Genomic DNA, 23,541 nt, shown 5'->3' with positions numbered 1-23,541 from the left:
CACACGCTCCAGGCTGGCGGGGAGTCTGCCCACATGGGCGCCCAGACCCTCTATAGGACAGTTCCGAGCCGAATCGGGGCCGATTTGGCTCGGAACTGTCCTATAGAAGTAGCCACGCGGTCCGGCATCGCGCTGGCCCACGCGGTCCGGCGGCGCGCCGGCCCGGGCGGGCCAAGCGTGCCGGCCCGGGCGAGCCAAGGGCGCCGGTCCGGGCGGGCCCGGCCGTCAGGCGCCGCGGAGCCCCAGCGACCCTGCGTGCTCTGCGTGCTCTGCGTGCTCTGCGTGCTTTGCGGCGACGTGTTCGGCGTACTCGGTGACGTTCTCGATGCTGCCCACGTCACTCGCCTCGGAATGCCTGGTCGGCTGGTATTCGGGCGACGGGGGCGATCACGACGTCGTGCACCTTCCAGTCCACGCCGCGCAGGGCCGTGCGCAGCTCCTCGCAGCGCGCGCCGGTCACAGCGGCCCCGGGGGCGGGGACCACGAACATCTCGACATGGAAGACATGCCCCTCGTCCCGCACACGGCTCGCGGCGTCGGCGACCCATTCGGCCTCCCGCGCGACCCGCTCGACCTCGTCGATCAGGGGATGGGGCGCCTTGTCGTCGAAGGTCCGCGCCTCGCTGTCGGTGAGGCCGAGGATCGAGGCACGCAGGTTCTTCACTCCGTCATGGAGGATCGAGATCGAGACCAGGATCGCGGCGACGGAATCGGCCCACCACAACCCCACACCGATGCCCAGCACACCGATCACCGTGGCCAGCGCCGAGGTCCAGTTGGCCTTGTTCATGTCGGCATCGGCGTACAGGACCTTGTCGTGCAGCGGCTCCGCGAGCTTCATCTTGGCGCGACCGATGAAGATCGGCGGGATGTTGGTGACGACCATGACCGCGATCATCGACCAGCCCGCCCAGAACCCGTGTCCGAGCACCACCGTGAGCCCCACTGATGGACGCTCGACCGTCACGAGCGTGGTCAGCGAATCCACCACGAGGAAGATCCCCATGCCCAGCAGCGCCGCCGCCGAGACCACGTGCGCCACACCGATCGAGCGGTGATGACCGTAGGGGTGGTGCCGATCGGAGCTCTTGCCGATCATGCGGGCGGCGACGAGGAAGGCGATCGGCGGCAGCAGCGACATCGAATCCTCGAGCCACGCCGCCTTCATGGCCTGGGACTGCCCCGACACGAGAGCGACCAGGGTGACCGTGACCGCGAGGAAGACCAGCGAGAACCACTCCAAGCGGATCGCCTTCCGGAGCACCCGTCGCTGTTCCTCCGGCAGCGCGTCACGCCCCGAGGGCGATGTCTTCTCCGGTGCCGGCTCACCGCGTCGGTTCCCGCTCACAGCTCTCCCGACCTCCTCGCGAGGAACCGTTCGAGCGAGACCTGCAGAGCGTTCTCCCCCGGGCGGACTCCGATCACGAGCTTCTGCTTCGAGCCGTCCGCGGAACGAACCGTTCGGTAGGGGCGGGTCGGGGCGATCTTGTCCGACCAGGGGGTGTCGGCCGCCAGCCCCCCGATGACGAGGTCGAGCTGGTCGTCCTTCATCCTCCGGGCCAGCTCGCTCACAGCGTCTCGCGTCCAGTGGATGCGAGCGCCGATCCCGGAGGCATAGTCCCTGATCAGATCGGCCTCAGGGCCGCTGACGGTTCCGTCGTCCGCGACCCGCGTCCACGGCAGGTTCTCGGCGGCGCCGACGTAGAGAGGCCCGTTGGTCGCGCGCTTCAGAGCCCCCTTCGCGTCGAGCGGCACGGTGCCGGCGCATCCTGACGAAGTCAGGGCTGTAGCTCCCGCGAGTAGCAGCATGGCGCGTCGGGACGGTATGAGCACGGTGGCCACTCCTTGTTCCTGCTGCGATGTGCCACCGACCCTATATCGTGGTGATTCAGTAACAGGAGGCCAGCCCGGCTGTTCGCCACGCCAACACGAAGGACACGGTGACCATGCTGATCCCCTCCGCACGGGGCTCTCTGAGCGGTGTTCTCGCCGACGCTCTGCGCTCCGGCAACCCACGGGACGTCGAGAACGCCCCCGCTCCTGACAGCGCGGAGGACAGCCAGATCGCCTTGTGGATCCTGTACGCATTGCACCACCAAGGCTTCGACGATGCGGTCGACGACCTCGAATGGGCTCCCGCGCTGATCTCGCTGCGCCGCGAGATCGAGCACGCATACGAGCAAGAACTGCGTGACCGCCAGCCGGAGATCCCGAGACCGGGACGGTTCGCCGAGGACTTCTTCGCGTTCATCGCCGGGCACGACGGCCCCTCCCTCGTCGGCCGGCTGCGGAGTTCAGCCACCGCCGAGCAGATGCAGCAGTTCCTGAGGCACAAGTCGATCTACTCGCTCAAGGAGTCCGACCACACGATGTGGACGGTCCCGCGTCTCTCACACCGCGTCAAGGCCGCCGTGGTCGAGCTGCAGTACGACGAGTACGGGGCGGGCGACCCGCACCGCCTTCACGCGCACCTCTTCGCTCGCGGGCTCGAGGCGAGCGGGCTCTCGGCCGCGTACGGCGCCTACATCGACGAGGCACCGCTCGAGATCCTCGAGCAGGACAACGCCATGAGCATGTTCGGGCTCAATCGCCGTCTGCGGGCGGCTTCGCTCGGCTTCCTCGCCGCTTTCGAAGCCACGAGCTCGGCTCCCTGCCGAAAGATCGCCGGAGGTCTCGCGCGTCTCGGTTTCCCACCCCAGATGGCCGCGTACTACACCGAGCACGTCGAGGCCGATGCCGTCCACGAGCAGCTCGCGGTCCGGAACATCTGTGAGCCGCTGCTGCAGGAGTCCCCCGATCATTACCCGAACATCTACTTCGGTGCCTGGACGTGCCTGCACGTCGAGGACCGGTACGCGACGCGCATGCTCGAGGAGTGGTCGTGATGGGTGCTGAGGGCACCAACGAGCCGGGACCTGATCTCGTTCTCTGCCCTGGCGGGCCCCTGCTCGTGCGGGGGGATCACCTCGTGCAGGACACCGAGGGCAACCAGCACGCGACCCGACGCCCGGTCAGCGCGGTCTGCATGTGCGGAGGGTCGGCCATCAAGCCATGGTGCGACGGTACCCACAAGGCGATGAAGAGGAACAGATCCTCCGGATGAGGCTCTGCGCTCTTCCTCCGGGGCGTCCCCAGGCGCGGCGCGGAGGAGCCAGCCCATCTCACGCACGCCGAGCGAGGTGCCGGCGTCGCCCGCTCAGCCGGCGTCATCCTGACTCGCGCACCCCTCGCCCGGCCCGGTCCTAACTGTTCCCGTCGTCACCGCTGCCCCGCGTACCTGCCGGCTCCGCCCCCTCGTCGTCACCCTCGATGTCGTCCGCGGATTCACGTTCTCCTTCCGCGCCGACGTGCTCGTCCGCGTCACTGCCCTCGTCGACGTCGATGTCCTCGTCGGCATCGGCCGGGTCGGCCAGGGTGTCGGCTCCCGCCTCACGGTACAGCGCGATGAACTCGCGTGCGGTGTCCGGGCCGATCATCAGGCGCAGCACCGGGGAGACCTCGTAGGAATCGCCCTGCTCCTCGAGCAGGCCGGCGCGCTGGATCTTGGTGATCGAGGCGCGCACCTCCTTGGCGAAGCCCGCCTCGTCGGTCGACGTGGAACGACGGTAGGCGGCGAGCGCCTGCTGGATCTCGGCCTCGGAGACCACGGCTCGCTGACCGCGGGAGGACTGCGTGAGCAGCATCTGACGCAGCACCAGCAGCAGCACGGAATCAAGTCGGTTCAGGCCCGAGAGGCGCCGCAGCAGCTTGGGGGCGTCGGGGTCCTCCTCGCTCTGGCGCACGAAGGCGACCTGGGCGTCGTCGTCCAGGACGAGCTCGAGGAACATGTCCGCCAGCCGCGCCTCGATCGCCGGGCGGTCCCGCAACAGCTGCCCGTAGCGCTGGGGCTCACGTCGGCCGTCGACGAAGGGCCCCTGCAGCAGGGCCACCAGGACGCGCCGGGAGTCGTCGACCAGTGCTCCCAGGCCCGAGGTGGTGGGTGCGGCCGGGTCCTGGTCCTCGTTCGCGGAGGACGACGAGCCGGGCATGGCGGAGGAGGTCGCGGTGGTCACGGTTCACGAGGGTACCTGCGAGACTGGGCGCCATGGACGATCTCACCGTGGAGCGCGTGCTGCGCACCGTCGAGGTGATACCGCCCGGCCGTGTCGCCAGCTACGGACAGGTGGGCGATGTGTGCGGGCTCGGCGCGCGCCAGGTGGGTCGGATCATGAGCCAGTGGGGCTCGGGCGTGCCGTGGTGGCGGGTGACCTCGGCCGACGGCGATCTGCCCGTCCCCCTCGTCGCGCGCGCCCGCGTCCGCTGGGACGAGGAGGGGATCGAGCTGAAGCCGAACGGTCGCGGATGCCGGATGCGGCGCTACCGGGCCGATCACGGCCAGCTCTCGGCCGACGCCGAGCGCGTCTGGGCCGACCTGCCCGAGCACGAGAACCCGCCCGAAGGCGCGGATCCGCCCGAACAGCCCGCGCCCGCGCCCGCGCCCGACGCCTGATCGATCACGCCTCGTTCGTCGCCCGTTCGCCCTGCTGTAACCTCGGATCGGTCCCGTCGGGCAGGCCCGAGGGACCCGACCGCCCGACCACTTCCACGCGTGTTCCGAGGAGGCCCCGTGCACGTCGGAACGACGCTGCAGCAGACCACCGGCGAGGACACCCCGCTGTGGGAGCAGACCTTCGCCGCCTGGGCCTGGCGCCCCGCGGTGGGCGCCCGGCCCGTGCAGGTCACGGCCCGAGCAGCCGACCCGAGCACGCCTGCGCGCCTGCTCGGGGGACGGGACGGGGTGATCGAGGATCTCGGCGAGCTCGGCGCGAACCCTCGCACCCTCGACCTCACGGACCCGACGACGCCCCCGTGGCTGTGGGTCGCCGGCGCCTCGAGCGTGCGCTGGAGCGTCGAGGTCTCGGACCGTGAGCCCGCCGGCAGCGCAGGAGGCGCCCGACGCGCGCTCACGCTCCCGCAGGTGACCGCCGTGGTCCCCACGTTCCGTCGTGAGCAGGACGCGACCGCGCAGGCGGCCGCCTTCGCGGCGATGGAGCACGTGGCCCGCGTGCTCGTGATCGACCAGGCCGGCACGCTGGCCTCCCACGCCCCCTTCACCGAGCTGCGGGAGCAACAGCCCTCGATCGAGCTCATCGAGCAGCCGAACCTGGGCGGATCGGGAGGCTACGCCCGTGGCATGCTCGCCTCCCTGAGCGACCCCTCCCAGGCGGTGTTCCTCTCCGACGACGACGCCGTGATCTCGGCGGAGTCGATGCGCAGGATCCTCACCTTCCAGACGCTTGCCGAGGCCCCCACGATCGTGGGCACCGGACTGCTCGCGGCCGACGCGCCCGGCACCCTGCTCGCCCACGCCGAGCACGTGGACAGGACCCCGTTCTTCTGGCGCCCCGCCGACGGCATGGAGGGCCCGCTGGACCTGCGCGGCACCACCCCCGCCGACTGGGACGCGCTGCTGCCCCGCACCGCACCGGACTACACCGGCTGGTGGGGCACGCTGCTGCCGCCCGGAGCGGTCGGTCTGCTGGGCCTGCCCGCCCCGTACTTCCTGAAGTGGGACGACGCCGAGTACGGCCTGCGGGCCACCCGCAACGGCTACAGCACGGCCGTGCTGCCCGGTGCGTCGGTCACCCATCCCTCGTGGGACGCCTACCGCACCCAGATGAGCTGGAGCGCGCGGATCCTGCACCGCAACCGGCTGGCGACCGCCGCCGCCTGCGGAGCGGGGCCGGGAGTGCTCGTCCACTCGCTGCTCCACCAGGCCAAGCACGTGCTCTCCGGACTGCACCTGACCGCGCTGCTGTGGGACGACGGCGCCCGCGCCGCGCTGAGCGGTCCGGAATCGTGGCTGGGGAAGGACCTCGGGCGTGCCCGCCAGGACGGCCAGCGGATCGTGGACGACTGGCGCGAGCGCCAGCAGGCACGCACCGCCGACCTCTCCCCCACCCGGACGGCACCCTTCTCCCTGCCCGCGGGCGCTCTGCGCGCCCAGCGCCGCCTGCTGGCGCCGTCCCGCACGCCCCAGGAGGTTCTCGCGCTGCCGGCCGAGGAGATCTCCTGGCGCACCACGCTCGGGGCGGACGGGGTGATCATCACCTCCCCGGACGGCGCGAGGATCGACGCCTTCACGATCGACGGCCACGATGATCGCGCGCTCCTGCTCCGGGTCCTGCGCACCCACGCGGGTCTCGGGGCGCGCTGGGGGCGCCTGCGCCGGCGCTACGCCCGGGCCCTCCCGGCCTGGACCACCGACGTGGCCTGGCGGCGGATCCTCGCCGACGCCACCGGCAACGGCAGCGGCAACGAGACCAGGGACGACAGCAACGGGAAGGGAGGTCGCTGATGGCCCCTCGCGGCAATTCTCTGAAGCGCAGGGTGCGCAGCACCGGCGGACGCCTCCTGCGCCGGTTCGGGCTGCTGCCCGGCGGCGTGCCCGACGGCCTGGGCGACGACGACCGCCTGACCGACACGGTGCTCGAGGGCGACGTCGTCCTCTACTTCCCCGACACCCTCGAGAGCCTCTACCAGCTGCGCGACTGGTTCGGCCCCCTCAAGGAGCTGCACGCCCGGCGCGGCGTCACCATCATCTGCATGGACTCGCGGGTCGCGGCACGGCTGCGCGACATGGTGACCATGCCGGTGATCACGGTCGCGCGGGACGCGACGCTGGATGCGCTGATCCTGCGCAGCAGCACCCGGCTGATCCTGTACGTCAACTACAACCCGCTGAACACGGCGCCGCTGCGCAGCCGTTCGGCGCTCCACGTCTCCCTCCTGCACGGTGACAGCGACAAGGGGGTCTCGGTCTCGAACCAGATCAAGGCCTACGACTTCTCCTTCGTGGCCGGGCAGGCGGCGATCGACCGCATCGAGCGCTACTCGACCCTGTTCGACGCCCGCACCCGCTGCATCCCCGTCGGCCGTCCGAGCCTGGACACCGACCGGGTGACCCTGCCCGCGCGCCCCGAGGGGTCGCCGCCCGCCGTGCTCTACGCACCGACCTGGGAGGGCGGGCAGGCGAGCGTCGCCTACTCCTCGCTGACCACGCAGTCCGAGATGATCGTCCACTCCCTGCTCGCCGCCGGGCTGCGCGTGATCTACCGCCCGCATCCGCTGACCGGCGTGCGCCTGCCCGAGTACGGGGAGGCCGACGCCCGCCTGCGCGAGCTGCTCGTCGAGCACGGCCAGGAGGTCTCGGAGGGCCACAGCACCCAGGAGGACTTCGCCCGCGCGGACCTGATGATCTGTGACGTCTCCGCCGTGGCGACGGACTGGCTGTCCACGCGCAAGCCGCTGATCGTCACCCGGGCCGCCTCCCCCGAGGGGCCGCGCGAGGCCGCGACCCGCCTGCTGCAGATGGCACCGCGCCTGAGCGCGCAGGACGCCCCGCGCGCCGGGGAGGTCGCGAACGAGCAGATCACGGAGGATCCGCTCGCCGACGAGCGTCGCGCGCTCACCGAGTACTACCTGGGGGACACCACCCCGGGCGCATCCCTGGAGCGCTTCCTGAAGGCCTGCGACGACCTCGCCGTGCTGCGGGACGAGCTGTGGGCCTCGATCCAGCAGAACCAGATCCAGGAGGACCCCCGGTGACCGCTCGCGGGCAGCGCTCTGCCCAGGGCATGGGCTGGATCACGGAGTCCCGTTCCCGCCGTCGCCATCCGATACCCACCGAGTACTCTCGCGGCGGTGTCCGTCCGGGCTGACCCCGGCCGCCGACACCACGCCGTCCGAGCACGCCTCACGATGCTGACCGCACAAGAAGGATCCCCCTCGATGACAGAATCCTCGAACCCCTCGGCAACGACGCACCGGATGTCCGTGCCGTGGCAGCGCATGGCCGGTCTGCGCCGGCGCCTGACCCAGACGATCTTCGCGATCGCCCCGTTCGTGCTGATGGCGATCGGCGTGCATCCGGCGATCGCCGCGATCCCGGCGGTCTACCCGTTCTTCATCCTGATCCGCCGCGGCTACCGGCGTCTGCGCAAGCACGTCGGCCGTGCCGCGCTGGCCGGGGAGCACGGGATCCGTCTGCTGCTGGGACTGCTGCCGCTGGCCATCTGCTGGGCCGAGGGTTCCACGGGCGTGGTCGGCTGGATCACCGCGACCCTGTTCGCCCTGGTGCCGCTCTCCGAGCCCGTCGTCACGAGGGTCGCCCCCGGCCGCAAGCTGCGGGTGGCGAACCTGCCGGGCATCCCCGATCACCGCGGTCCGGCCTTCCCCGTGAACGTCGTGCTGGTCGTCGACCTCTCGCTGACCGCCCTCGCCTCTCTCCTGCTGCTGGTGGGCGTGCCGGCCGGCGCCCTGCTGGTGCTGCCGCTGATCGCCCTCGCCGTCGCCGGCTACCACGCGCTGGATTCCTTCCGCCGCGTGCGCGACTCGGTGAACGCCGACAACAACCTCTACGCGGCCGTCGAGGCCTACGCTCCGAAGTTCGTGCTCTACTACGGCGTCCCCGCCGGGTCCGCCTACCAGGTGGGCATGTGGATCGAGTACCTCGAGCGGATCGGCGAGCCCTTCATCGTGGTGCTGCGCAAGACCTCCGCCTTCCGCGAGATCCGACGCCTGACCGACGCCCCCGTCGTGGTGCGCACGAACATCTGGCAGCTCGACGACGTCATCACCCCGTCGATCACCACCGCCTTCTACGTCAACAACTCGGCGCCCAACGTGCACCTGGTGCGCTACCCGCAGATCACCCACGTGCAGCTGCTGCACGGGGACAGCGACAAGGCCTCGAGCTTCAACCCCGTCACCGCCCTGTACGACAAGGTGTTCGTGGCCGGCCAGGCGGCGATCGACCGCTACGAGAACAACGGCGTGGACATCCCCCAGGAGAAGTTCACGATCGTGGGCCGCCCGCAGGTGGAGACCGTCGAGCAGCAGGGCCCGGAGAACCTCCCCGTGCGCACCGTGCTGTACGCCCCCACCTGGGAGGGGCACTACGCGGACACGAACTACGGCTCGCTCCCGGTGGGTCCGCAGATCATCCGCGAGCTGCTGGACCGCGGGATCACGGTCGTCTTCCGCCCGCACCCCTTCAGCTACCGCAACCCCGCGGCCCGCCAGAACATCAGCGCCATCAAGCAGATGCTGCGCGAGGACCAGGAGGCGAGTGGCCGCGAGCACCTGTGGGGCAGGGCAGCGGAGAAGGACCTCGACGCCTTCGGCTGCTTCAACGCGGCCGATGCGATGATCTCCGACGTCTCCTCCGTGGTGCCGGACTTCCTGTACTCCGGCAAGCCCTACGGCCTGGTCACGATGTCCTACTCGATCGCGGAGTTCGAGCGGATGTTCCCGCTGGCCCGCTCGGCGTACGTGATCGCCGAGGACCTCTCGAATCTCGACGAGATGCTCGAGGGACTGCTGGTCACCGACCCCAAGGGGAACCAGCGCAAGCAGACGCGCGTGGACTACCTGGGCCCGTTCCCGGCGGAGAACTACGCCGACGCCTTCGTCGATGCGGCCCGCAACGTCGTGCTGCACGAGCGCAAGCCCGTCGCGGCGCTGAACGCCGTCACCGAGGGCGCCGACGAGGGTGTGGACGAGTCCCGGAACAGCCGGGCCGCTGCGGCCGAGGACACCGGCAGCGCCGGCGAGGACGCCGAGGGCGAGAACGAGGACGAGGAGGACTGACCGTCCCCCTGCCCTGATCCCCCGGATCGACGGACGGGCCGTGCACCGCATCGGTGCACGGCCCGTCCGTCGTCGTGGAGTGGCTGGAGAAGCCGGCGTGGCCGAGGCAGGTGGGGCGCTCGCGCTCAGCGCCCGCCGAGGATCCTGCGGACGGCGCCGCGGATCCCGCCGCGCCTGCGATCGGTCTGCGCGTCTCCCTCGGCATCCGTCCGGTGACCCTCACGGTCGCGGTCCGAGGGGGCGGTGCCGCGGACGTCCGCGTCGGCCGACGTCGCCTCGGCCGGTGTCCCGGCGGCAGAGGGTCCTTCGGGCGTCTCCCCCTGCTCCGCTTCCGCCTGCTCCGCCTGCTCCTCCTCCGGCTCCTCCGGAGCGTTCGGATCGGGATGCAGCTGGAAGCCGATGTCGATCGAGAGGTTCGACGCCTTCTTGGTGAAGTAGACGATCCCGCGGGCACGACCGTCCGCGTCCGTCAGCTCCCGCTGCCCGGTCTCCACGTCGGCGGCCCGCGCACCGCCGAACCGTCGCACGGCCTCGGACTCCCCGGCGCGCTGGACGATCCAGGCGTCCCAGACGCCCTCGGGAAGCCGATCGGTCTCGACGGCGAGGTCGAACTCGGCCCCGACACCGTCCTTGTGCTCCTCGGCTCTCCGCAGGCGCGCCGCCACATCGATCACCTGTCGGCTCTCGCGCTCGCGCAGACGCAGGAGCGTCTGCGGTGCCGGGTTCACGGCGCGTCGGATCCGGGCCGCCCCGCGCACGAGGACCCTGTCGCCCTCCACCTCGATGCCCAGGAGCATCCCCTTCGCACTGAGGGGCGGCGGCGGGAGGCGCTCCGGGCCGATCTGGCGGGCGAGGTCCTCGGGCAGGTCGTAGGCCGCGCCGTCGTCGGTGAGCCGCAGCAGCCGCGGGGGCTTCAGACGCGGCTTCTGCCATTCGATGACGCGGCGGAGGGTGTCCGTCTCCCCCGCCAGGGCGAGCTCGGTCTTCAGGCGCAGCAGGGGCTCCTGGTGCTCCGCCGCGCCGGGCGTGTAGACCGGGGCGAGCACGGCACGGATCCTGTCCACCACGTACTGCTGGTCACGCTCGCTGCCCTGCAGGAACCGGGCGTCCAGGGGCTTGCCGAGCGACCAGGTCACCGAGCGCCACATCACCGCGTCGCGGAGCGGCCCCGGCTCGGTGTTCGCCACGACGACCTCCGTCAGCCGGGTGAAGGCGTCGACGAGCTCAACGGGCCCGCGCTTGGTGCGGGTGACGTTGCCGCCGTCCTCGCGCTGGCGCAGGTAGTAGTAGTCGCGGTCGGCACAGATGCTGATGACGGAGGCCGTGAGGTAGGCCTGGGCGACCAGCAGCTGGTCCTCCGCGACCTTCACGTCGGTGCGGAAGCGCATGCCGTGCTGCTCGAGGAGCTCACGTCGGAAGAGCTTCCACGGACCGAGGGTGCGGAAGATCCTGTCCTCCATCAGGTCCACGTGCAGGCGCGTCGCCGGGAACGTCGCTCCACGCGCGGAGCGCCCGTCGATGCCGTGCACCTGGCCGAGGACGACGTCGGACCCCTGCTCGTCCGCGACGGCGACCAGTTCGCGCAGGCCGTTCTCGGCGAGCAGGTCGTCGGCGTCGAGGAAGAAGACGTAGCGGCCCGTGGCGAGGTCGAGGCCCGTGTTGCGGGGACCGCCCGGGCCTCCCGAGTTCTCCTGGTGGATCACCCGGACGTTCGGATGCGCGGACGCGAAGCGGTCGAGCACGTCGGCGGAGCCGTCGGTCGATCCGTCGTCGACGGCGATCACCTCGATCTGCGTCGCGCCGAGGCCCTGCTGCATCGTCGATCCGAGCGCATCCTCGAGATACGTCCCGGCGTTGTAGACGGCCATGATCACGGAGACCTCCGGCCCGGTGCTCCCGGAGCCTTCCGGCTCGGTCTTCTCGGAGACCTCTGGCTGGGTCATCGTCTTCCCCCTCGGTGCAGGGAACCCGGCGCGTTCTCCCCCGCGCGGGCTCCTCGTGGTCACGGTGTCACGGGCACGGCGCCCGGACCACCCCTCGCGATCCCCTCGACTCCACCGCCACCCACCGGCGATGCGCGCGGGGAGCGCCGGCGGCACCGGCCCATGTCCGGTCCCGCCGCTCCCGTTCCCGGGATCACTTCTCCGCGGCGCGCTCCTCCGCGAGCTTCTTCGTCTCGTTGACGAACTTCTTGTAGTGCTTGCAGACCTCGTCCGCGGGCCCGTCCATGACGAGCTGCCCCTTGTGCACCCACAGCACGCGCTCGCACATGCTCTTCACGGTCGCCAGCGAGTGACTGACCAGGAACACGGTCCCGGCCGACTCGCGGACCTCGTTGATCCGGGCCTTGCTCTTGGCACGGAACCCGGCATCGCCGGTCGAGAGCGCCTCGTCGATCATCAGGATGTCGGGCACGGCGCTCGCGGAGATCGCGAAGCGCAGCCGCGCCCCCATGCCTGAGGAGTAGGACTTCATCGGCAGGTTCACGAACTCGCCGATCTCGGCGAAGTCGACGACGTCCTGGTAGCGGTCCTTGACCTGCTGCTGGGTGAGGCCCAGGGCGAGACCGCCGATCATGATGTTGCGCTCGCCGCTCAGGTCCCCCATCAGCACGGCGTTCACGCCCAGCAGGGCGGGATCGCCCGCGACGTAGACGGAGCCGGAGGCGGGCGGGATCAGCCCGGCGATGGCGCGCAGCAGCGTGGACTTGCCCGAGCCGTTGACGCCGATGATGCCGATGGACTCGCCGTGGCGCGCGCTGAAGGAGATGCCGCGCACCGCCTTCACCTCGCGCACGCCCTGCTGGGAGGCACCCCGGCTGAGGAACTTCTGCAGGGCGGTCTGCTTCTTGGCGGGGCCGTGGCCCACCTTCTTCGCGCCGAAGACGCGATAGGTCACGTGCAGGTCGTTGACCAGCAGGGAGAGGCGCTCGGAGTCGCTCTCGGCGACGGGAGTGTTGTCGAGGTCCTCGGCATCGACCTCGAAGTCGTCCTCGTCGGTGTCAATTGCGGCCATAGGTCTCTTCCCCCTGCCAGAAGTAGAGGAACCCGCCCACGAGGAACACGGCGGCCCATCCCAGGCCGACGAGCCACATGACCGGATCCAGCGGGTAGGCGGGTTCGTTCAGGATGCTCGATCGCGCGAGCGAGAGGTACACGGCCACCGGCTGGTACTCCATGACCCATCCCCAGGAGAACTTCCCGACGAAGTGGTCGATGGAGAAGATCACGCCGGAGGCGTACATGAGGATGCGCGCGCCGAAGGGGATCAGGTTGTCGATGTCCGGGGTCTGCGCGACCACGCGCGCCATGATGAAGGAGACGCCGGTGCAGAAGCACCACAGCAGCAGCACCGCCGGGACCAGCAGCAGCCACCGCCATGCGAGCGGCACCGCGCCCTCGTTGGGCAGCAGCCCGGAGAAGTAGGCGATCACGCACATGACCACCAGCGCCGGCGCCAGCGTGGTCAGCTCCGCCGCCACGCCCGCGATCGGCAGCACGGCACGCGGGAAGTGCACCGAGCGCACCAGGTTCATGTTGGTGCGGATCGCCTTGGAGCCCGCCGTCAGCGACATCTCGAAGAAGCGGAACATGAAGACGCCGACCACGATGAACGCGATCGTGTTCTCGATCCCCGCGCGGCCCACCTGCAGGATGAAGCCGAAGATGAGGATGTAGACGAAGGCGTTCAGGATCGGCGTGAGCAGCGCCCAGACCTGACCGAGGTAGGTGTTCTGGTTCTTGGCCTGGGCCTTCGAGATCGCCAGCACCCGGATGAAGGTGCGTCGCTTCCACAGCTCCGGGATGTACTCCCGCAGCGAGGGGCGCACGCCCATCCGATCCAGGCCGTTCTGCCGCGCGGTGGTCTCCACCCACTCCGGGGCGTAGGTGCGCTCCAGGGGTGGGGGCACAGCGGGGGTCGCCGGTTCGCTAGCAGTCAACAGGCCGTACCAATCTCCGAGGCTCCGGGGCAGGGTGGCCGTCCGTCGGCCGAGCGTTCCTCATCCTAACGCCGGCCCCACCACGGTCAGCGGTGGTATCCCGCACAGCGCGACACCCTCGCAGGATCTGCACAGGCCGTCTTGTAGGGTGACGGGCACATGTCCGGGAGGTGAAATCCCGGTCGACCGACGTAGCAGTCGCGTGACCCCGATGATGCGGCCAGTCCGCAGCGTCGTGGCGCGCGACCTCGACTGCCCGAAGGAACATCCATGTACTCACTGATCCTGCTGAACGGAGGGATCGGGACCCGCGTCGGCGCGAACCAGCCGAAGCAGCTGCTGAAGCTCCGCGGCATCCCGATCCTCGTCTACGCACTGGTCATGGCGAACCGTGTCGAGAAGATCGACCAGATCGTCCTGAACTACCCGCCGGAGTGGAAGGAGTCCGTCGAGCAGGTGCTCGAGGACTACGCGATCTCCACCCCGGTCACGCTCGTCGAGGCCGGCGACTCGCGCCACTCCTCCGTCGCAGCGATGCTCCCGCACTGCACGAACGAGAACGTGATCATCCACGAGGCCGCGCGCCCGCTGGTGACGAAGAAGAACTTCGAGGACCTCATCGAGGACCAGCACGCGAACGTCTCGCTGATGACCCCGATCTCCTTCACGGTGGCTCCGGTCGACCCGGACACGCGCGAGGTCACGGGCTCCCTGGAGCGCGATCAGCTGCGCAACGTGCAGCTGCCGCAGAAGTTCTCCAAGGCCGATCTGGTCGACGCCCACTCCCAGGCGGAGAAGGACAAGAAGGTCTTCACGGAAGACGCGACCCTGGTCGCCGTCGCCGGCCACCCGGTGTACTTCATCGACGGCTCGGACGTGAACTTCAAGGTCACCACGCCCACTGATCTGCGCATGGCGGGCTTCCTCCTGCGCCCGGAGGAGGAAGACGATGACTAAGACCGCTCTCGTCACCGGTGCTTCGCGCGGGATCGGTCTGGAGACCGTGCACCGCTTCATCCACAACAGCGAGGACATCACCACCGTCGTGATGTTCGCCCGCAAGTCCGACGACTTCGACGAGGCCGTCGAGGAGCTGCGCTCCTCGAGCCCCGTGGGCCGCAAGATCATCACGCGCTACGTCGACGTGGGCGATCGCGACTCGCTGATCGAGAACCTCGAGTCCGTGCACGAGGAGGTCGGCAACATCGACATCCTCGTCAACAACGCGGGCTACACGAACCCGATCCCGCTGCAGCAGGCGGAGATCGAGGACTTCGAGAAGACGATGAACGTGAACGTCTACGCGCCGTTCCTGATCGTCAAGACGCTGCTGAACAAGGGCAACGTCTTCAAGCTGATCGTCAACATCGCCTCGACCGCCGGCATCAACGGGCGCTCGGGCTGGCTCACCTACTCGGCCTCCAAGGCGGCCGTGATCAACATGAGCCAGGTGATGCGCGAGGAGCTCGCGATCTACGGCACCCGCGTGGTCTGCCTGTCCCCCGGTCGCACGGCGACGGCCCTGCGTCGCACGCTCGCGCCCGACGAGGACCCGGACACGATCATGCAGCCCGAGCACGTCGCGCGGGTCATCGAGACCTTCGCCTCGCCCGTGGGCCGCTTCATCGACTCGGAGAACATCGTCGTCCGCCAGTGAGCGATCGACGCCTCCGCGGCGGATGAGGAAGGGGCCGGGTGCAGCACACGCTGCACCCGGCCCCTTCCCGTTCGCCCTGTGGCGGGCGCCGGAGGATCAGGCCTCGTCGGCGTGGCTGCGGACCGTCCGGGCGAGCCCGGACGAGAGATCGACCAGCGGGCGCCATCCCAGCGCGAGCAGCCGTGCGCTGTCCAGGCCCTGCGCCTTCGCCGCCGCGTAGCGGCTGCCCGTGTCCGAGGGCTTGGTGTGCACCTGCAGACCGAGCTCGGGGCGCACGGTGGTGAACGCTTCCGCCAGACCGCGGATGGAGGTGAGGCCGTCGACGTCGGAGATGTTGTAGACCATCTCCTCCCCCGTCAGCAGGATGAAGAAGAGACCTGCGATCGCGTCGCCGACGTAGGTGTAGGTGCGCTGCGCGCTGCCGTCGCTGTTCAGCACGATGTCCTCGCCGGCCAGGACCTTCGCCGTGAACTCCGCCTGCACGCGACCGTCGTCCAGCGCCATGCCCGGACCGTAGATGTGCCCGAAGCGGGCGATCCTGCAGGTGATCCCGTGCTGCGCGGCGTACGCGGAGCAGAGGGTCTCCGCTGCACGCTTGCCCTCGGAGTAGCAGGAACGAGGGTTGAGGATGTCGAAGCCGCCGTAGCTGTTCTCCCCGATCAGCTCGACGTCCGCTGCTTGGGAGCCGTAGACCTCGGCCGAGGACATCAGCGAGAAGGTGCTGCCCGTGCGCGCGGCGAGGTCCAGGAGGTTCATGGTCCCCAGGAGGTTCGCCTTCATGGTGCCGATCGGATCCGCACTGTGCAGCGACGGCCGCGCCGCGCTCGCACCGTGGATGATCAGATCCAAGGGGCCCTCGAGATCCAGGGGCGCCGAGACGTCCTGCACGATCAGACGGAAGTCCGTCCGCTCGACGACGTCGGACAGCGCCCGATGAGCCTTCTCCTCGTTGCGCACGAGTCCGAGGACGGTGATCCCCGCCTGGTGCTCGTCGTTCAACCGGAGCAGTGTGCGCACCGCATAGGAGGGCAGCATGCCGCTCGCTCCGGTCACGAGCACCGTGGTGCCCGTCAGCTTCTCCCAGGGGAGGTCGCGGCCGATGATCTCGGCGATGTCATCGGCCATCACTCGTGTCGAAGCACTCATGGTCAGAACCCCACGATCTGCTGGTTCTCGATCAGCTCGAAGTACGTGCGGGAGACGTAGAAGTCCTCCGCCGTGGTGATCTTGATGTTGGAGACGGGGCCGTCGATCCTGTGCAGGGGCGTGGACCCGAAGTCCTTCATGACGGAGCACGAGTCGATGGTGTCGTCCTCCCCGCTGGCCACGGCCGCGTCGTAGGCGGCGAGGATCTCGCCGAGACGAAAGCTCTGAGGCGCCCGGGCGGCGAACAGGTTGCCGCGCGGGATGATCGATCCGACCTCGCCGTGATCACTGGTCACGATGGTCTCGTTGACCTTGCAGCAGGTGATCGCCGTGCCGTACTCCTCGACCCCACGGATGTTCCTGGAGATGAGGCCCTCGTCGATCAACGGGCGGACGCCGTCGTGGACAAGCACCACGGTGTCCGCCGGGCGCTCCTCCGACACGGCCTGCAGCGCACGGTGTCGGGACTGCTGGCCCGTCCCGCCGCCGTCCACGATCCACTTCACCTTGGTGAGCTCGTAGCGCGAGACCAGCTTCGAGAAGTGATCGCGCCACGCGGGCAGGATCGCCACGGCGACCGCCTCGATCTCGGGATGGTCCTCGAAGTGCTGCAATGTGTGGACGATGATCGGCCGCCCGTTCACCTCCAGGAACTGCTTGGGCAGTGCGCGGGAGTTCATGCGGCTGCCGATGCCCCCCGCGAAGATCACTCCGACGCTCATGATGCGGTCTCCTTCACGGGTTCGCGGGTCGTTCCCGTCGCGTCGGCGGCGGGATCGTTCAGCTCCTGTGCCTCGATCGCGCCCTCGCCCTCGACGGGGCTGCCGATCGGGCGACCGAGGAGCAGCCAGTCGATGACGCGGTCCGCCGAGTGCGTGTCGACGTGGTCGAAGTTCTCGCGCACGAACTTCTCCCGGCGCCACTGCTCGTAGTCCTCGTCCTTCATCGCCGAGATCAGCTCGTCGAAGGTGCCGCACACCTTGCCCGGCGCGGTCTCGACGTAGTCGCGGTGGAAGCCACGAGTCGTGGCGTACACGTCCTTGTCGTAGGCGAAGAACAGCATGGGGCGCTCGAGCAGCGAGTACTCGTAGATGATGGACGAGTAGTCGGTGATGAGCAGATCCACGACATGGAGCAGGTCGTTGCCGTCGGGGAAGTGGGAGAAGTCGCGGAGGCGATCGGCGTACTCGGGCGGGATCGGGATCGGCGTGCTGACGAAGTGGTGCATGCGGAACAGGGCGACGGCGTCGTCCCCGCAGTACTCGTACAGCGCGTCGAAGTCGATCTCGTCGAAGTCGTAGTAGCCGTCGTTGATGCCGCGGCCGCGGAACGTCGGCGCGAACAGGATGAGCTTCTTGCCGTGGAGGTCGGGATGCTCCCGGTAGAAGTCCTCCTTGACGCGCTCGGTGCGCTCAGGGTCGAGGAAGGCATCGATGCGCGGCAGACCGGTGGGGACGACCGCCTCCTCCTCGATGCCGAAGACCTCGGCGTAGACCGGGACGAGATGCTTGGAGCCCGTGATCGCGTAGGTGTAACGACGGTGCGCGTTCTGGAGCTTCGGCGAGCCGTAGTTGCCGAACCGGCTGTACCCCACGGCCTTGAAGCCGCTGCCCGCGTGCCAGACCTGGACGATGGTGCAGTCCTTCGCGAGCTTGAGGGAGTCGAACATCGCGAAGTAGTCGTCGATGAAGACGAAGTCGGCCTCGGCGAGCAGCTTGACGGCACGCAGGGTCGAGCGCTTGTCGCTCGTGCTGGGGATGCGGAAGGACTCGGTGAACTCGAAGTCCTTGTCCAGACCGCGCTCGATCATGCGGTCCCGGATGCGCAGCAGGTTGCCGCTGATGCGGGGGCGCTGCTCCGAGGCGAACAGGATCCTCGGCTTCCGGCCCTCCGGTCGGTGGCTGCGCACGTAGGAGTAGAACGAGGTGAGCGTCTCGGTCTTCTTCTTCCTGCTCGTCAGCCGCTTGCGCAGGGTCGAGGGGTACCGCTTGATGCGGGTGGAGAGCTTCGGCTTCTTCGGCTTCTTCGCCCTGCGGAACAGCTGGTAGACGCGCATGAGCAGGATCGGCGGATCCTCCGCCTCGGAGAACCCGAAGGAGATCGTGTACCCGGTCTTGTTCGAGTCGTACATGTAGACACGGGAGAGCTCCGGCAGCCGCTCCGCATCGGAGAGGCTGTAGGTAGCGGCCTTGCCGCGCTGCCCGGCAACCCGGGGGATGAGCCTCCAGGTGCCGTCGGGGAACTGCCGCCGGCCGTTGAAGCGGGTGATGTTCACGCGGATCTCGTAATCGCGACCGCCGAGGTGCGTCGCCTCGGCCCGCTGCACCTTCTTCTTGTCCACGAAGATGAACTCGACGGCGCCGGACTCGATCTGCTCCACCGAGGGGACGGCCACGGGATCGGTGGCGACCTCCTGCTCGACGGGCACCTCGACGACGCCCATCGCCTCGGCCTCGGTCGACTCGGTCTCGAGTGAGGCACCGTCTTCCGAGGGGCTCTCGACGGAACGACCGGTCCGCGTCGCCGCCTCGCCGGCGGCTCGCGCGAACTCCGGGGAGACGTCGGGGAGGCCGCTGGCCTCGGAGGCACTCCCGGCTGCGCGCGAGGATCGAAGCCCCAGGCGTTGATCCCCTACGGGCTGCGCTTCGTCCGGAACAGCGACGGGTGGATCCTCGATGCCATCGAAGGTGAGCCTGAACGTCACCCAGATATGACTCCACGAGATCTCTGCCACTCTCAAGCGTGCCGCCACTCGACAAGCCCCTTCCCTTGCTTCTTCCACGGACGACCACTCGCCCCCGGTCCCCTCACGGCACCGCTGCCGAGGCTGACAGTTGCCAGCTCGTTGAACTGCAGAAACGCGCGGCGCACATCACCGCGGGCAACGACGCCCGCGGCGCAGCCGCTTCCACGTCCAGCCCGCGCTGGGTACTGTACGTCCGGTAGACGCAAGCTGAACGCCAGGTGACATCGTAGCCGCCGACACCAGCTGAACAACGCGCGACAAGCCGGTGAACACGAAGATAACGGAGCAATAGTGCCCAAGTTCAAGGTCCTCCTGCTGACCAACAACGACTCGGACAATGTCGGAGATCAGATCATCGAGGCCTCGGTGATCGCACTGATCAAGGCCGCCATGAGGAATCTCGGTCGCGACGATGAATCGTTCGTCATCGACAGCCGTGCAGCGGGCATCATCAACAAGAAGTACCTGCAGCGGAACGACCCCAAGCACCTGTCGGCGGCGCGCAAAGCGATCTCGAACGCCGACCTCCTGATCTTCGGAGGCGCGCCGCTCTTCAACTACGCCTACCAAGTGTTCTATCGGAAGACCATCACGACTCTCGAGATTGCTCAGGAGTTCGGAGTCCCCGTGATCTTCTCGAGCATCGGCGTGGAGAAGTACGACGCCCAGAACGAGAAGTCCCAGCGACTCAAGCAGGCGCTGCAGCTGCCGGTGGTCCGCCAGATCACCACGCGCGACGACTTCGACTCAGTGCGTAAGTACACCGAGGAGACGGGCATTCCCACCGCACACGTCGCCGACCCCGCCGTCTACGCCGACATCGTGTTCGGACCGATCGCGGATCCCCAGGAGAGCAGCGCCGCCACGAACCTCGGCGCGCCCGTCGACGCAGGCGATCCCGCAGGCGAGGCACCCAAGCGGACGTCCGCGTCCGCACTCTCGAGAGCCGCATCGACCTCCCGCCGGCAGATCGAGCAGATCGCCCGCCGGACGGCGCACCGCGCACTCCCCCGCCTCGCTGTCCAGGCGCGCCGACGAGAGGAGGAAGCTGCGAGGGCCGCGACGCAGCAGGCCACGTCTGCGGGGGACTCGGCGGCTCCGAAGAAGACCTCGGGGCGACGAATCGGTCTCGTGGTCACTCGAGCCGGAATCTTCAAGGACAACAAGATCAACTTCTCGGAGAAGGATCAACAGGACTTCTGGCTCGATGTCATCGCGAAGCTCAAGGCGCGCGGGGACGACTACCGACTGTTCACCACCGGCCACTTCGCCGACGAGGTGTTCCTGGATAACATTGTCCGAAAGCGCGATGTCCCCATCAGCAAGACGATGTTCACCGTGAACTCTCCCGAAGAGCTGATCGGTGAATTGACCGCCTGCGACGGGGTGATCGCCTACCGCCTGCACGCAAGCATCACCAGCTTCGCGTATTCCGTCCCCTGCGTGGGGCTGTCCTGGAACTTCAAGGTGCCCTACTTCTACGACTCGGTGGGCTACGGACACCGGGCCATTCCCTCGGAGGATTGGAACGCGGACCATGTGATCGCACAGCTGGACCGCGCGATGGACGAGGGCGTCTCGAAGAAACCATCCGAGATGATGGACGTGTACCGGACGCTCTTCGAGGGCATCAAGGGCGTCGTCGCACCGCAGAGCGCAACACGCCCCTACACGTACGAGCAGCTCGAGAAGAACCTCCCCCGATACGAGGGCACCTCGCACGAGCAGTACCAGGGGAAGGTGCGACGGAAGCTCCGCCGCGGCTACGAGAGCTACAAGAAGAAGGACGTCGCGTTGGCACAGACGCGGAAGGAACTGGCCCAGGCACGCAAGGATCTGGCCGCCGCAGGCAACGACACGAACTGACCCACCGCTGAAGCGCGGCGACTGGGCGGGGCCCCGCTCCCCTGCTCAGTCGCCGTCCGCTCGGGTCACGTTCCAGTACTTCGTGCTCTTCTTGTGACCTCGTGGCAGCCCCGGGATGCCGGGCTCCCTGAAGCTCAGGATCGGGCGCTCCCAGGCGACGTCGCGCTTGACCACCCGCGCGGGCGCCCCGGCGGCGACGCAGTTGTTGGGCAGGTCCTTCGTCACGATCCCGCGCAGCCCGACGACGGAACCCTGCCCGATCGTCACGCCACCCATCACGACGACGTCCTTGCCGAGCCAGACGTGCTCCCCCACGTCGATGCAGCCTGCCGGGTTCGAACGTTTCCCAGTGCGGACGTCGTAGATCGCGTGCGAGTCGTCGGCCCGGAAGGCGACGCCCGAGGCGATCATGCAGTCCTCCCCGATCGTGACGGACTGGCCCTCCGAGACCCTGATGAACGACTTCGTCTCGGTGCCCACGTTCTCTCCGATCCGGACGGTGCACTCGTGCCCGAGGCGCATGGAGAATCTCAGCCCCGTGCGACTCTCCGTGGTGCCTTCGATGACGACGACCGCATCGTCACCGGAGAAATCGACCATCAGATCCACGATCTTCGCGTCCCGCGCGACCACGAGTCTGTTACCGGAACCACGGAGTTTGATGGTCACCTTCGCGGTCTCCGGCAGGTCACCGTCGTAGTCGATCGAGTTGCCGCGCACATCGTCGTACGGCATCAGCTCGCGGAGAGTCTCCACAGGAGAATTGCCTTTCTGTCAGGGCCGGGATACATCCGGTAGCCAGTACATCGTGAGTGGCGAGCAGATTCCGGTGTCCGCCGGTGCCGGCTCACTGTCTCCCTTATTCGCCATGGCGCCACGCGGCGAATCGACCCCATGAACGGACCGGCCACAGCTTCTGGATCTTGTCGAGGGTCTTGGCGTGTGCAGCAGTGCGACTCTCCGTCGCGGAGAGCCGCTTCTCGACGGCACGCAGCCGCTTCTCCAATGCTGCCGTGCCCCCTGCACCGGACGCCGCGGTCTGCGCGGTCGCGCTCGCGGGCTTGGCACCGGCACCTTTGCCGGTCGCGGCCTGAGTCTTCGGCGCTTTCGCTGCGGAGGCCTGAGCCTTCTTCTCCACTTTCGCATCATAATCGGCGATGAGGCCGCGCAGCACGTCCGCGATCTCCGTGGCACCCTTCGCCTCCGCATGATCGAGATTCGCCTGCGCGTACGAACGCTTGCCGTCGCTCGACACCTTCATGTCACGAATCGCCTGGAGCGAGATCGTCGATTCGAAGGTCTCGAAATCGGGGAGGACGCCTTCCACCGCGAGCGTGATCATCGTGCGCTTGCACTTCTCGCATTCACCACAGTTGTACTTGCCGGTGTTCTGCCAGCACACGCGCAGATGCCGCTGGGCGACAGGATCGCGGGAGAGGCCCACGATCTTCGTCACGCGATCCGACCCGTTGCCGTCGTCCACCACGGACAGACGATCAGTGGACCAGCGGTGGTCGAGGATGGGGTGGGTCCCCCACGCGAACGTGTCGGCGAACGTGTACGAGCCCGGCATGAGCATGCGTCCGAATCTGGCACTGAGCAGGTGCCCGACCGATGCCAGCGCCGCCCCGTGCGCGATCAGCGGCCATGAGCCCGCACGGTTCTGGAACCGGCGGATGTTCGTCGAGATCTCGATGAGCTCCTTGCCCGTTTCCGCCGCCACTTCCCGAAGATGCGACGACGTGGCATCACGGATCTCGGTGCGCGACAGCGCGATGTCGTAGCCGTGGACGTAGCAGATCGCGTCGATGTCGTCCCGGTTGTTGATCAGAGTGTCGAAAGAATCCGCCCCACCTGTGAAGCAGCTGAACGTGCCTCTCTGCGGGGCAGCATCTTCATCCCGTACGGGCGCGTCGACATCGAAGGCACGCAGCTTCTCCGGATACCACATCAGGAAGATGTCCTGGATCGCCCGCTTGTTGTACAACAGCCGCTTCGATACCGGTCGGTCGATCGTCAGCCTTCCATCGCTCCCCATGGCGAGGATCATGCCGATGGTGAAGAAAGCATCTGTCGCGGCCTCGAGATCTGTCCGTGAGTTCAGCGGGAGCCGATACCAGGCTTCACCCTCCTGATCAGGCATGGTGATGTTGGCGGAGACGACGAGCGCGTCCCCGTCTTCCCGAATACCTATTGATGAGATGTCGACCAATGGTCCCCTCGTTCCCCTCTGCGAATGAAATGCCGTCCGGGCGCACCCGTATCAGGTCCGAGGGCGCGCCTTCGCGCCCTGGAGCTCCGGCAGGCTCGGTCGTCGCACGTGGACGACGCTCCCGAGCCAACTCCGTGGCAGATTAACCGATTACAGCGCGTCGCCCGGCCCACGACTCGCGTGCATTCTGGTCGGGTCTGACGCGCCGCCCGGCGCGATCGTTTCCGCACATTCCTGATCGGTGATCGTGCGGCCACGACGTTTCGCCAGTCGGCCCGCACCGATGATGGATCATCCCGGATTCGCGGGTTGGCGACCCTCCCCAGGGCGCCTCAGGGGTGAGC

20 protein-coding genes are annotated in these 23,541 nt (G+C 68.4%); 9 read left to right on the top strand and 11 right to left on the bottom strand.

Annotated features, from left to right (window positions below):
- Positions 1-337 precede the first annotated feature (337 nt).
- A complete protein-coding gene (locus DEO23_RS05855; RefSeq protein ID WP_109275084.1) occupies positions 338-1,348 on the bottom strand; it encodes a cation diffusion facilitator family transporter in 1,011 nt (336 codons plus the stop codon).
- Entirely contained in the window at positions 1,345-1,755 is a 411-nt protein-coding gene (locus DEO23_RS05850) for a transporter substrate-binding domain-containing protein (protein ID WP_240613237.1), read from the bottom strand. Before DEO23_RS05850 ends, DEO23_RS05855 begins: the two co-directional genes overlap by 4 nt.
- Before the next feature lie 191 nt (positions 1,756-1,946).
- On the opposite strand from DEO23_RS05850, the gene DEO23_RS05845 reads away from it, so the two are divergent.
- Together DEO23_RS05845 and DEO23_RS05840 are read left to right on the top strand one after the other, a co-directional pair.
- Positions 1,947-2,885 (top strand): iron-containing redox enzyme family protein, encoded by a 939-nt coding sequence (locus DEO23_RS05845; RefSeq protein WP_109275082.1) that lies wholly within the window; start codon positions 1,947-1,949, stop codon positions 2,883-2,885.
- Entirely contained in the window at positions 2,885-3,103 is a 219-nt protein-coding gene (locus DEO23_RS05840) for a CDGSH iron-sulfur domain-containing protein (protein WP_109275081.1), read from the top strand. The genes DEO23_RS05845 and DEO23_RS05840 overlap by 1 nt, the downstream gene beginning before the upstream one ends.
- A 139-nt stretch (positions 3,104-3,242) precedes the next feature.
- Here the strand turns inward: DEO23_RS05840 and DEO23_RS05835 are convergent, their stop codons facing one another.
- Positions 3,243-4,052 (bottom strand): DUF4194 domain-containing protein, encoded by an 810-nt coding sequence (locus tag DEO23_RS05835; RefSeq protein ID WP_240613236.1) that lies wholly within the window; start codon positions 4,050-4,052, stop codon positions 3,243-3,245.
- A gap of 32 nt (positions 4,053-4,084) precedes the next feature.
- Between DEO23_RS05835 and DEO23_RS05830 the strand changes: the two genes are divergently transcribed.
- From DEO23_RS05830 to DEO23_RS05815, 4 genes are all read left to right on the top strand, one after another.
- Positions 4,085-4,489 carry an MGMT family protein gene (locus DEO23_RS05830; RefSeq protein WP_109275080.1) on the top strand — a complete coding sequence of 135 codons (405 nt, stop codon included), beginning with the start codon at positions 4,085-4,087 and terminating at the stop codon, positions 4,487-4,489.
- Positions 4,490-4,606: 117 nt separating this feature from the next.
- On the top strand, positions 4,607-6,337 hold the full coding sequence (locus tag DEO23_RS05825; RefSeq protein ID WP_133249847.1) for a glycosyltransferase: 1,731 nt from the start codon (positions 4,607-4,609) through the stop codon (positions 6,335-6,337).
- Positions 6,337-7,587: a CDP-glycerol glycerophosphotransferase family protein gene (locus DEO23_RS05820; RefSeq protein ID WP_109275078.1), complete on the top strand. Its 1,251-nt coding sequence runs from the start codon at positions 6,337-6,339 to the stop codon at positions 7,585-7,587. Before DEO23_RS05825 ends, DEO23_RS05820 begins: the two co-directional genes overlap by 1 nt.
- 183 nt (positions 7,588-7,770) lie before the next feature.
- A complete protein-coding gene (locus DEO23_RS05815; protein WP_133249846.1) occupies positions 7,771-9,630 on the top strand; it encodes a CDP-glycerol glycerophosphotransferase family protein in 1,860 nt (619 codons plus the stop codon).
- Positions 9,631-9,755: 125 nt separating this feature from the next.
- Here DEO23_RS05815 and DEO23_RS05810 read toward each other — a convergent pair whose 3' ends face one another.
- The 3 genes from DEO23_RS05810 to DEO23_RS05800 form a co-directional block, all read right to left on the bottom strand.
- Positions 9,756-11,573, bottom strand: a complete 1,818-nt coding sequence (locus DEO23_RS05810; RefSeq protein WP_109275076.1) for a glycosyltransferase family 2 protein — start codon at positions 11,571-11,573, stop codon at positions 9,756-9,758.
- 193 nt (positions 11,574-11,766) lie between these two features.
- On the bottom strand, positions 11,767-12,645 hold the full coding sequence (locus tag DEO23_RS05805; protein WP_109275075.1) for an ABC transporter ATP-binding protein: 879 nt from the start codon (positions 12,643-12,645) through the stop codon (positions 11,767-11,769).
- Positions 12,632-13,540, bottom strand: a complete 909-nt coding sequence (locus tag DEO23_RS05800; protein ID WP_109275074.1) for an ABC transporter permease — start codon at positions 13,538-13,540, stop codon at positions 12,632-12,634. Before DEO23_RS05800 ends, DEO23_RS05805 begins: the two co-directional genes overlap by 14 nt.
- A 300-nt stretch (positions 13,541-13,840) precedes the next feature.
- Between DEO23_RS05800 and DEO23_RS05795 the strand changes: the two genes are divergently transcribed.
- On the top strand, positions 13,841-14,527 hold the full coding sequence (locus DEO23_RS05795) for an IspD/TarI family cytidylyltransferase (RefSeq protein WP_109275073.1): 687 nt from the start codon (positions 13,841-13,843) through the stop codon (positions 14,525-14,527).
- A complete protein-coding gene (locus DEO23_RS05790; protein ID WP_109275072.1) occupies positions 14,520-15,227 on the top strand; it encodes an SDR family NAD(P)-dependent oxidoreductase in 708 nt (235 codons plus the stop codon). Before DEO23_RS05795 ends, DEO23_RS05790 begins: the two co-directional genes overlap by 8 nt.
- Before the next feature lie 96 nt (positions 15,228-15,323).
- Here DEO23_RS05790 and DEO23_RS05785 read toward each other — a convergent pair whose 3' ends face one another.
- Genes DEO23_RS05785 through DEO23_RS05775 form a run of 3 tightly spaced genes read right to left on the bottom strand, consistent with a single transcriptional unit; the run spans position 15,324 to position 19,077 of the window.
- Positions 15,324-16,352, bottom strand: a complete 1,029-nt coding sequence (locus DEO23_RS05785; protein ID WP_240613235.1) for an NAD-dependent epimerase/dehydratase family protein — start codon at positions 16,350-16,352, stop codon at positions 15,324-15,326.
- Between the two features lie 23 nt (positions 16,353-16,375).
- Positions 16,376-17,095, bottom strand: coding sequence for an IspD/TarI family cytidylyltransferase (locus DEO23_RS05780; RefSeq protein WP_109275605.1), 720 nt, complete (start codon positions 17,093-17,095; stop codon positions 16,376-16,378).
- Positions 17,092-19,077 (bottom strand): CDP-glycerol glycerophosphotransferase family protein, encoded by a 1,986-nt coding sequence (locus tag DEO23_RS05775; protein WP_109275071.1) that lies wholly within the window; start codon positions 19,075-19,077, stop codon positions 17,092-17,094. Before DEO23_RS05775 ends, DEO23_RS05780 begins: the two co-directional genes overlap by 4 nt.
- A gap of 333 nt (positions 19,078-19,410) precedes the next feature.
- Here DEO23_RS05775 and DEO23_RS05770 point away from each other — a divergent pair, with 333 nt between their 5' ends.
- Positions 19,411-20,985 carry a polysaccharide pyruvyl transferase family protein gene (locus DEO23_RS05770; protein ID WP_165831743.1) on the top strand — a complete coding sequence of 525 codons (1,575 nt, stop codon included), beginning with the start codon at positions 19,411-19,413 and terminating at the stop codon, positions 20,983-20,985.
- Between the two features lie 45 nt (positions 20,986-21,030).
- On the opposite strand, the gene DEO23_RS05765 is transcribed toward DEO23_RS05770, so the two are convergent.
- Together DEO23_RS05765 and DEO23_RS05760 are read right to left on the bottom strand one after the other, a co-directional pair.
- Positions 21,031-21,720 (bottom strand): acyltransferase, encoded by a 690-nt coding sequence (locus DEO23_RS05765; protein ID WP_133249845.1) that lies wholly within the window; start codon positions 21,718-21,720, stop codon positions 21,031-21,033.
- A 124-nt stretch (positions 21,721-21,844) separates the two neighbouring features.
- Positions 21,845-23,197 (bottom strand): hypothetical protein, encoded by a 1,353-nt coding sequence (locus DEO23_RS05760; protein WP_133249844.1) that lies wholly within the window; start codon positions 23,195-23,197, stop codon positions 21,845-21,847.
- Between the last annotated feature and the right edge of the window lie 344 nt (positions 23,198-23,541).

This window comes from Brachybacterium endophyticum (assembly GCF_003130585.1).
GTDB classification, from domain to species: Bacteria; Actinomycetota; Actinomycetes; order Actinomycetales; family Dermabacteraceae; genus Brachybacterium; species Brachybacterium endophyticum.
Note: the sequence above shows the minus strand (reverse complement) of the source record. Positions and strands in the feature narration are given on the sequence as shown.

What these genes read in the sequence shown, in the direction of transcription:
- DEO23_RS05845 (WP_109275082.1), top strand. Translation starts at nt 1,947, where the DNA reads ATGCTGATCCCCTCCGCACGGGGCTCTCTGAGCGGTGTTCTCGCCGAC.
- DEO23_RS05840 (WP_109275081.1), top strand. Translation starts at nt 2,885, where the DNA reads ATGGGTGCTGAGGGCACCAACGAGCCGGGACCTGATCTCGTTCTCTGC.
- DEO23_RS05830 (WP_109275080.1), top strand. Translation starts at nt 4,085, where the DNA reads ATGGACGATCTCACCGTGGAGCGCGTGCTGCGCACCGTCGAGGTGATA.
- DEO23_RS05820 (WP_109275078.1), top strand. Translation starts at nt 6,337, where the DNA reads ATGGCCCCTCGCGGCAATTCTCTGAAGCGCAGGGTGCGCAGCACCGGC.
- DEO23_RS05815 (WP_133249846.1), top strand. Translation starts at nt 7,771, where the DNA reads ATGACAGAATCCTCGAACCCCTCGGCAACGACGCACCGGATGTCCGTG.
- DEO23_RS05810 (WP_109275076.1), bottom strand. Translation starts at nt 11,573, where the DNA reads ATGACCCAGCCAGAGGTCTCCGAGAAGACCGAGCCGGAAGGCTCCGGG.
- DEO23_RS05805 (WP_109275075.1), bottom strand. Translation starts at nt 12,645, where the DNA reads ATGGCCGCAATTGACACCGACGAGGACGACTTCGAGGTCGATGCCGAG.
- DEO23_RS05795 (WP_109275073.1), top strand. Translation starts at nt 13,841, where the DNA reads ATGTACTCACTGATCCTGCTGAACGGAGGGATCGGGACCCGCGTCGGC.
- DEO23_RS05790 (WP_109275072.1), top strand. Translation starts at nt 14,520, where the DNA reads ATGACTAAGACCGCTCTCGTCACCGGTGCTTCGCGCGGGATCGGTCTG.
- DEO23_RS05785 (WP_240613235.1), bottom strand. Translation starts at nt 16,352, where the DNA reads ATGGCCGATGACATCGCCGAGATCATCGGCCGCGACCTCCCCTGGGAG.
- DEO23_RS05780 (WP_109275605.1), bottom strand. Translation starts at nt 17,095, where the DNA reads ATGAGCGTCGGAGTGATCTTCGCGGGGGGCATCGGCAGCCGCATGAAC.
- DEO23_RS05765 (WP_133249845.1), bottom strand. Translation starts at nt 21,720, where the DNA reads ATGCCGTACGACGATGTGCGCGGCAACTCGATCGACTACGACGGTGAC.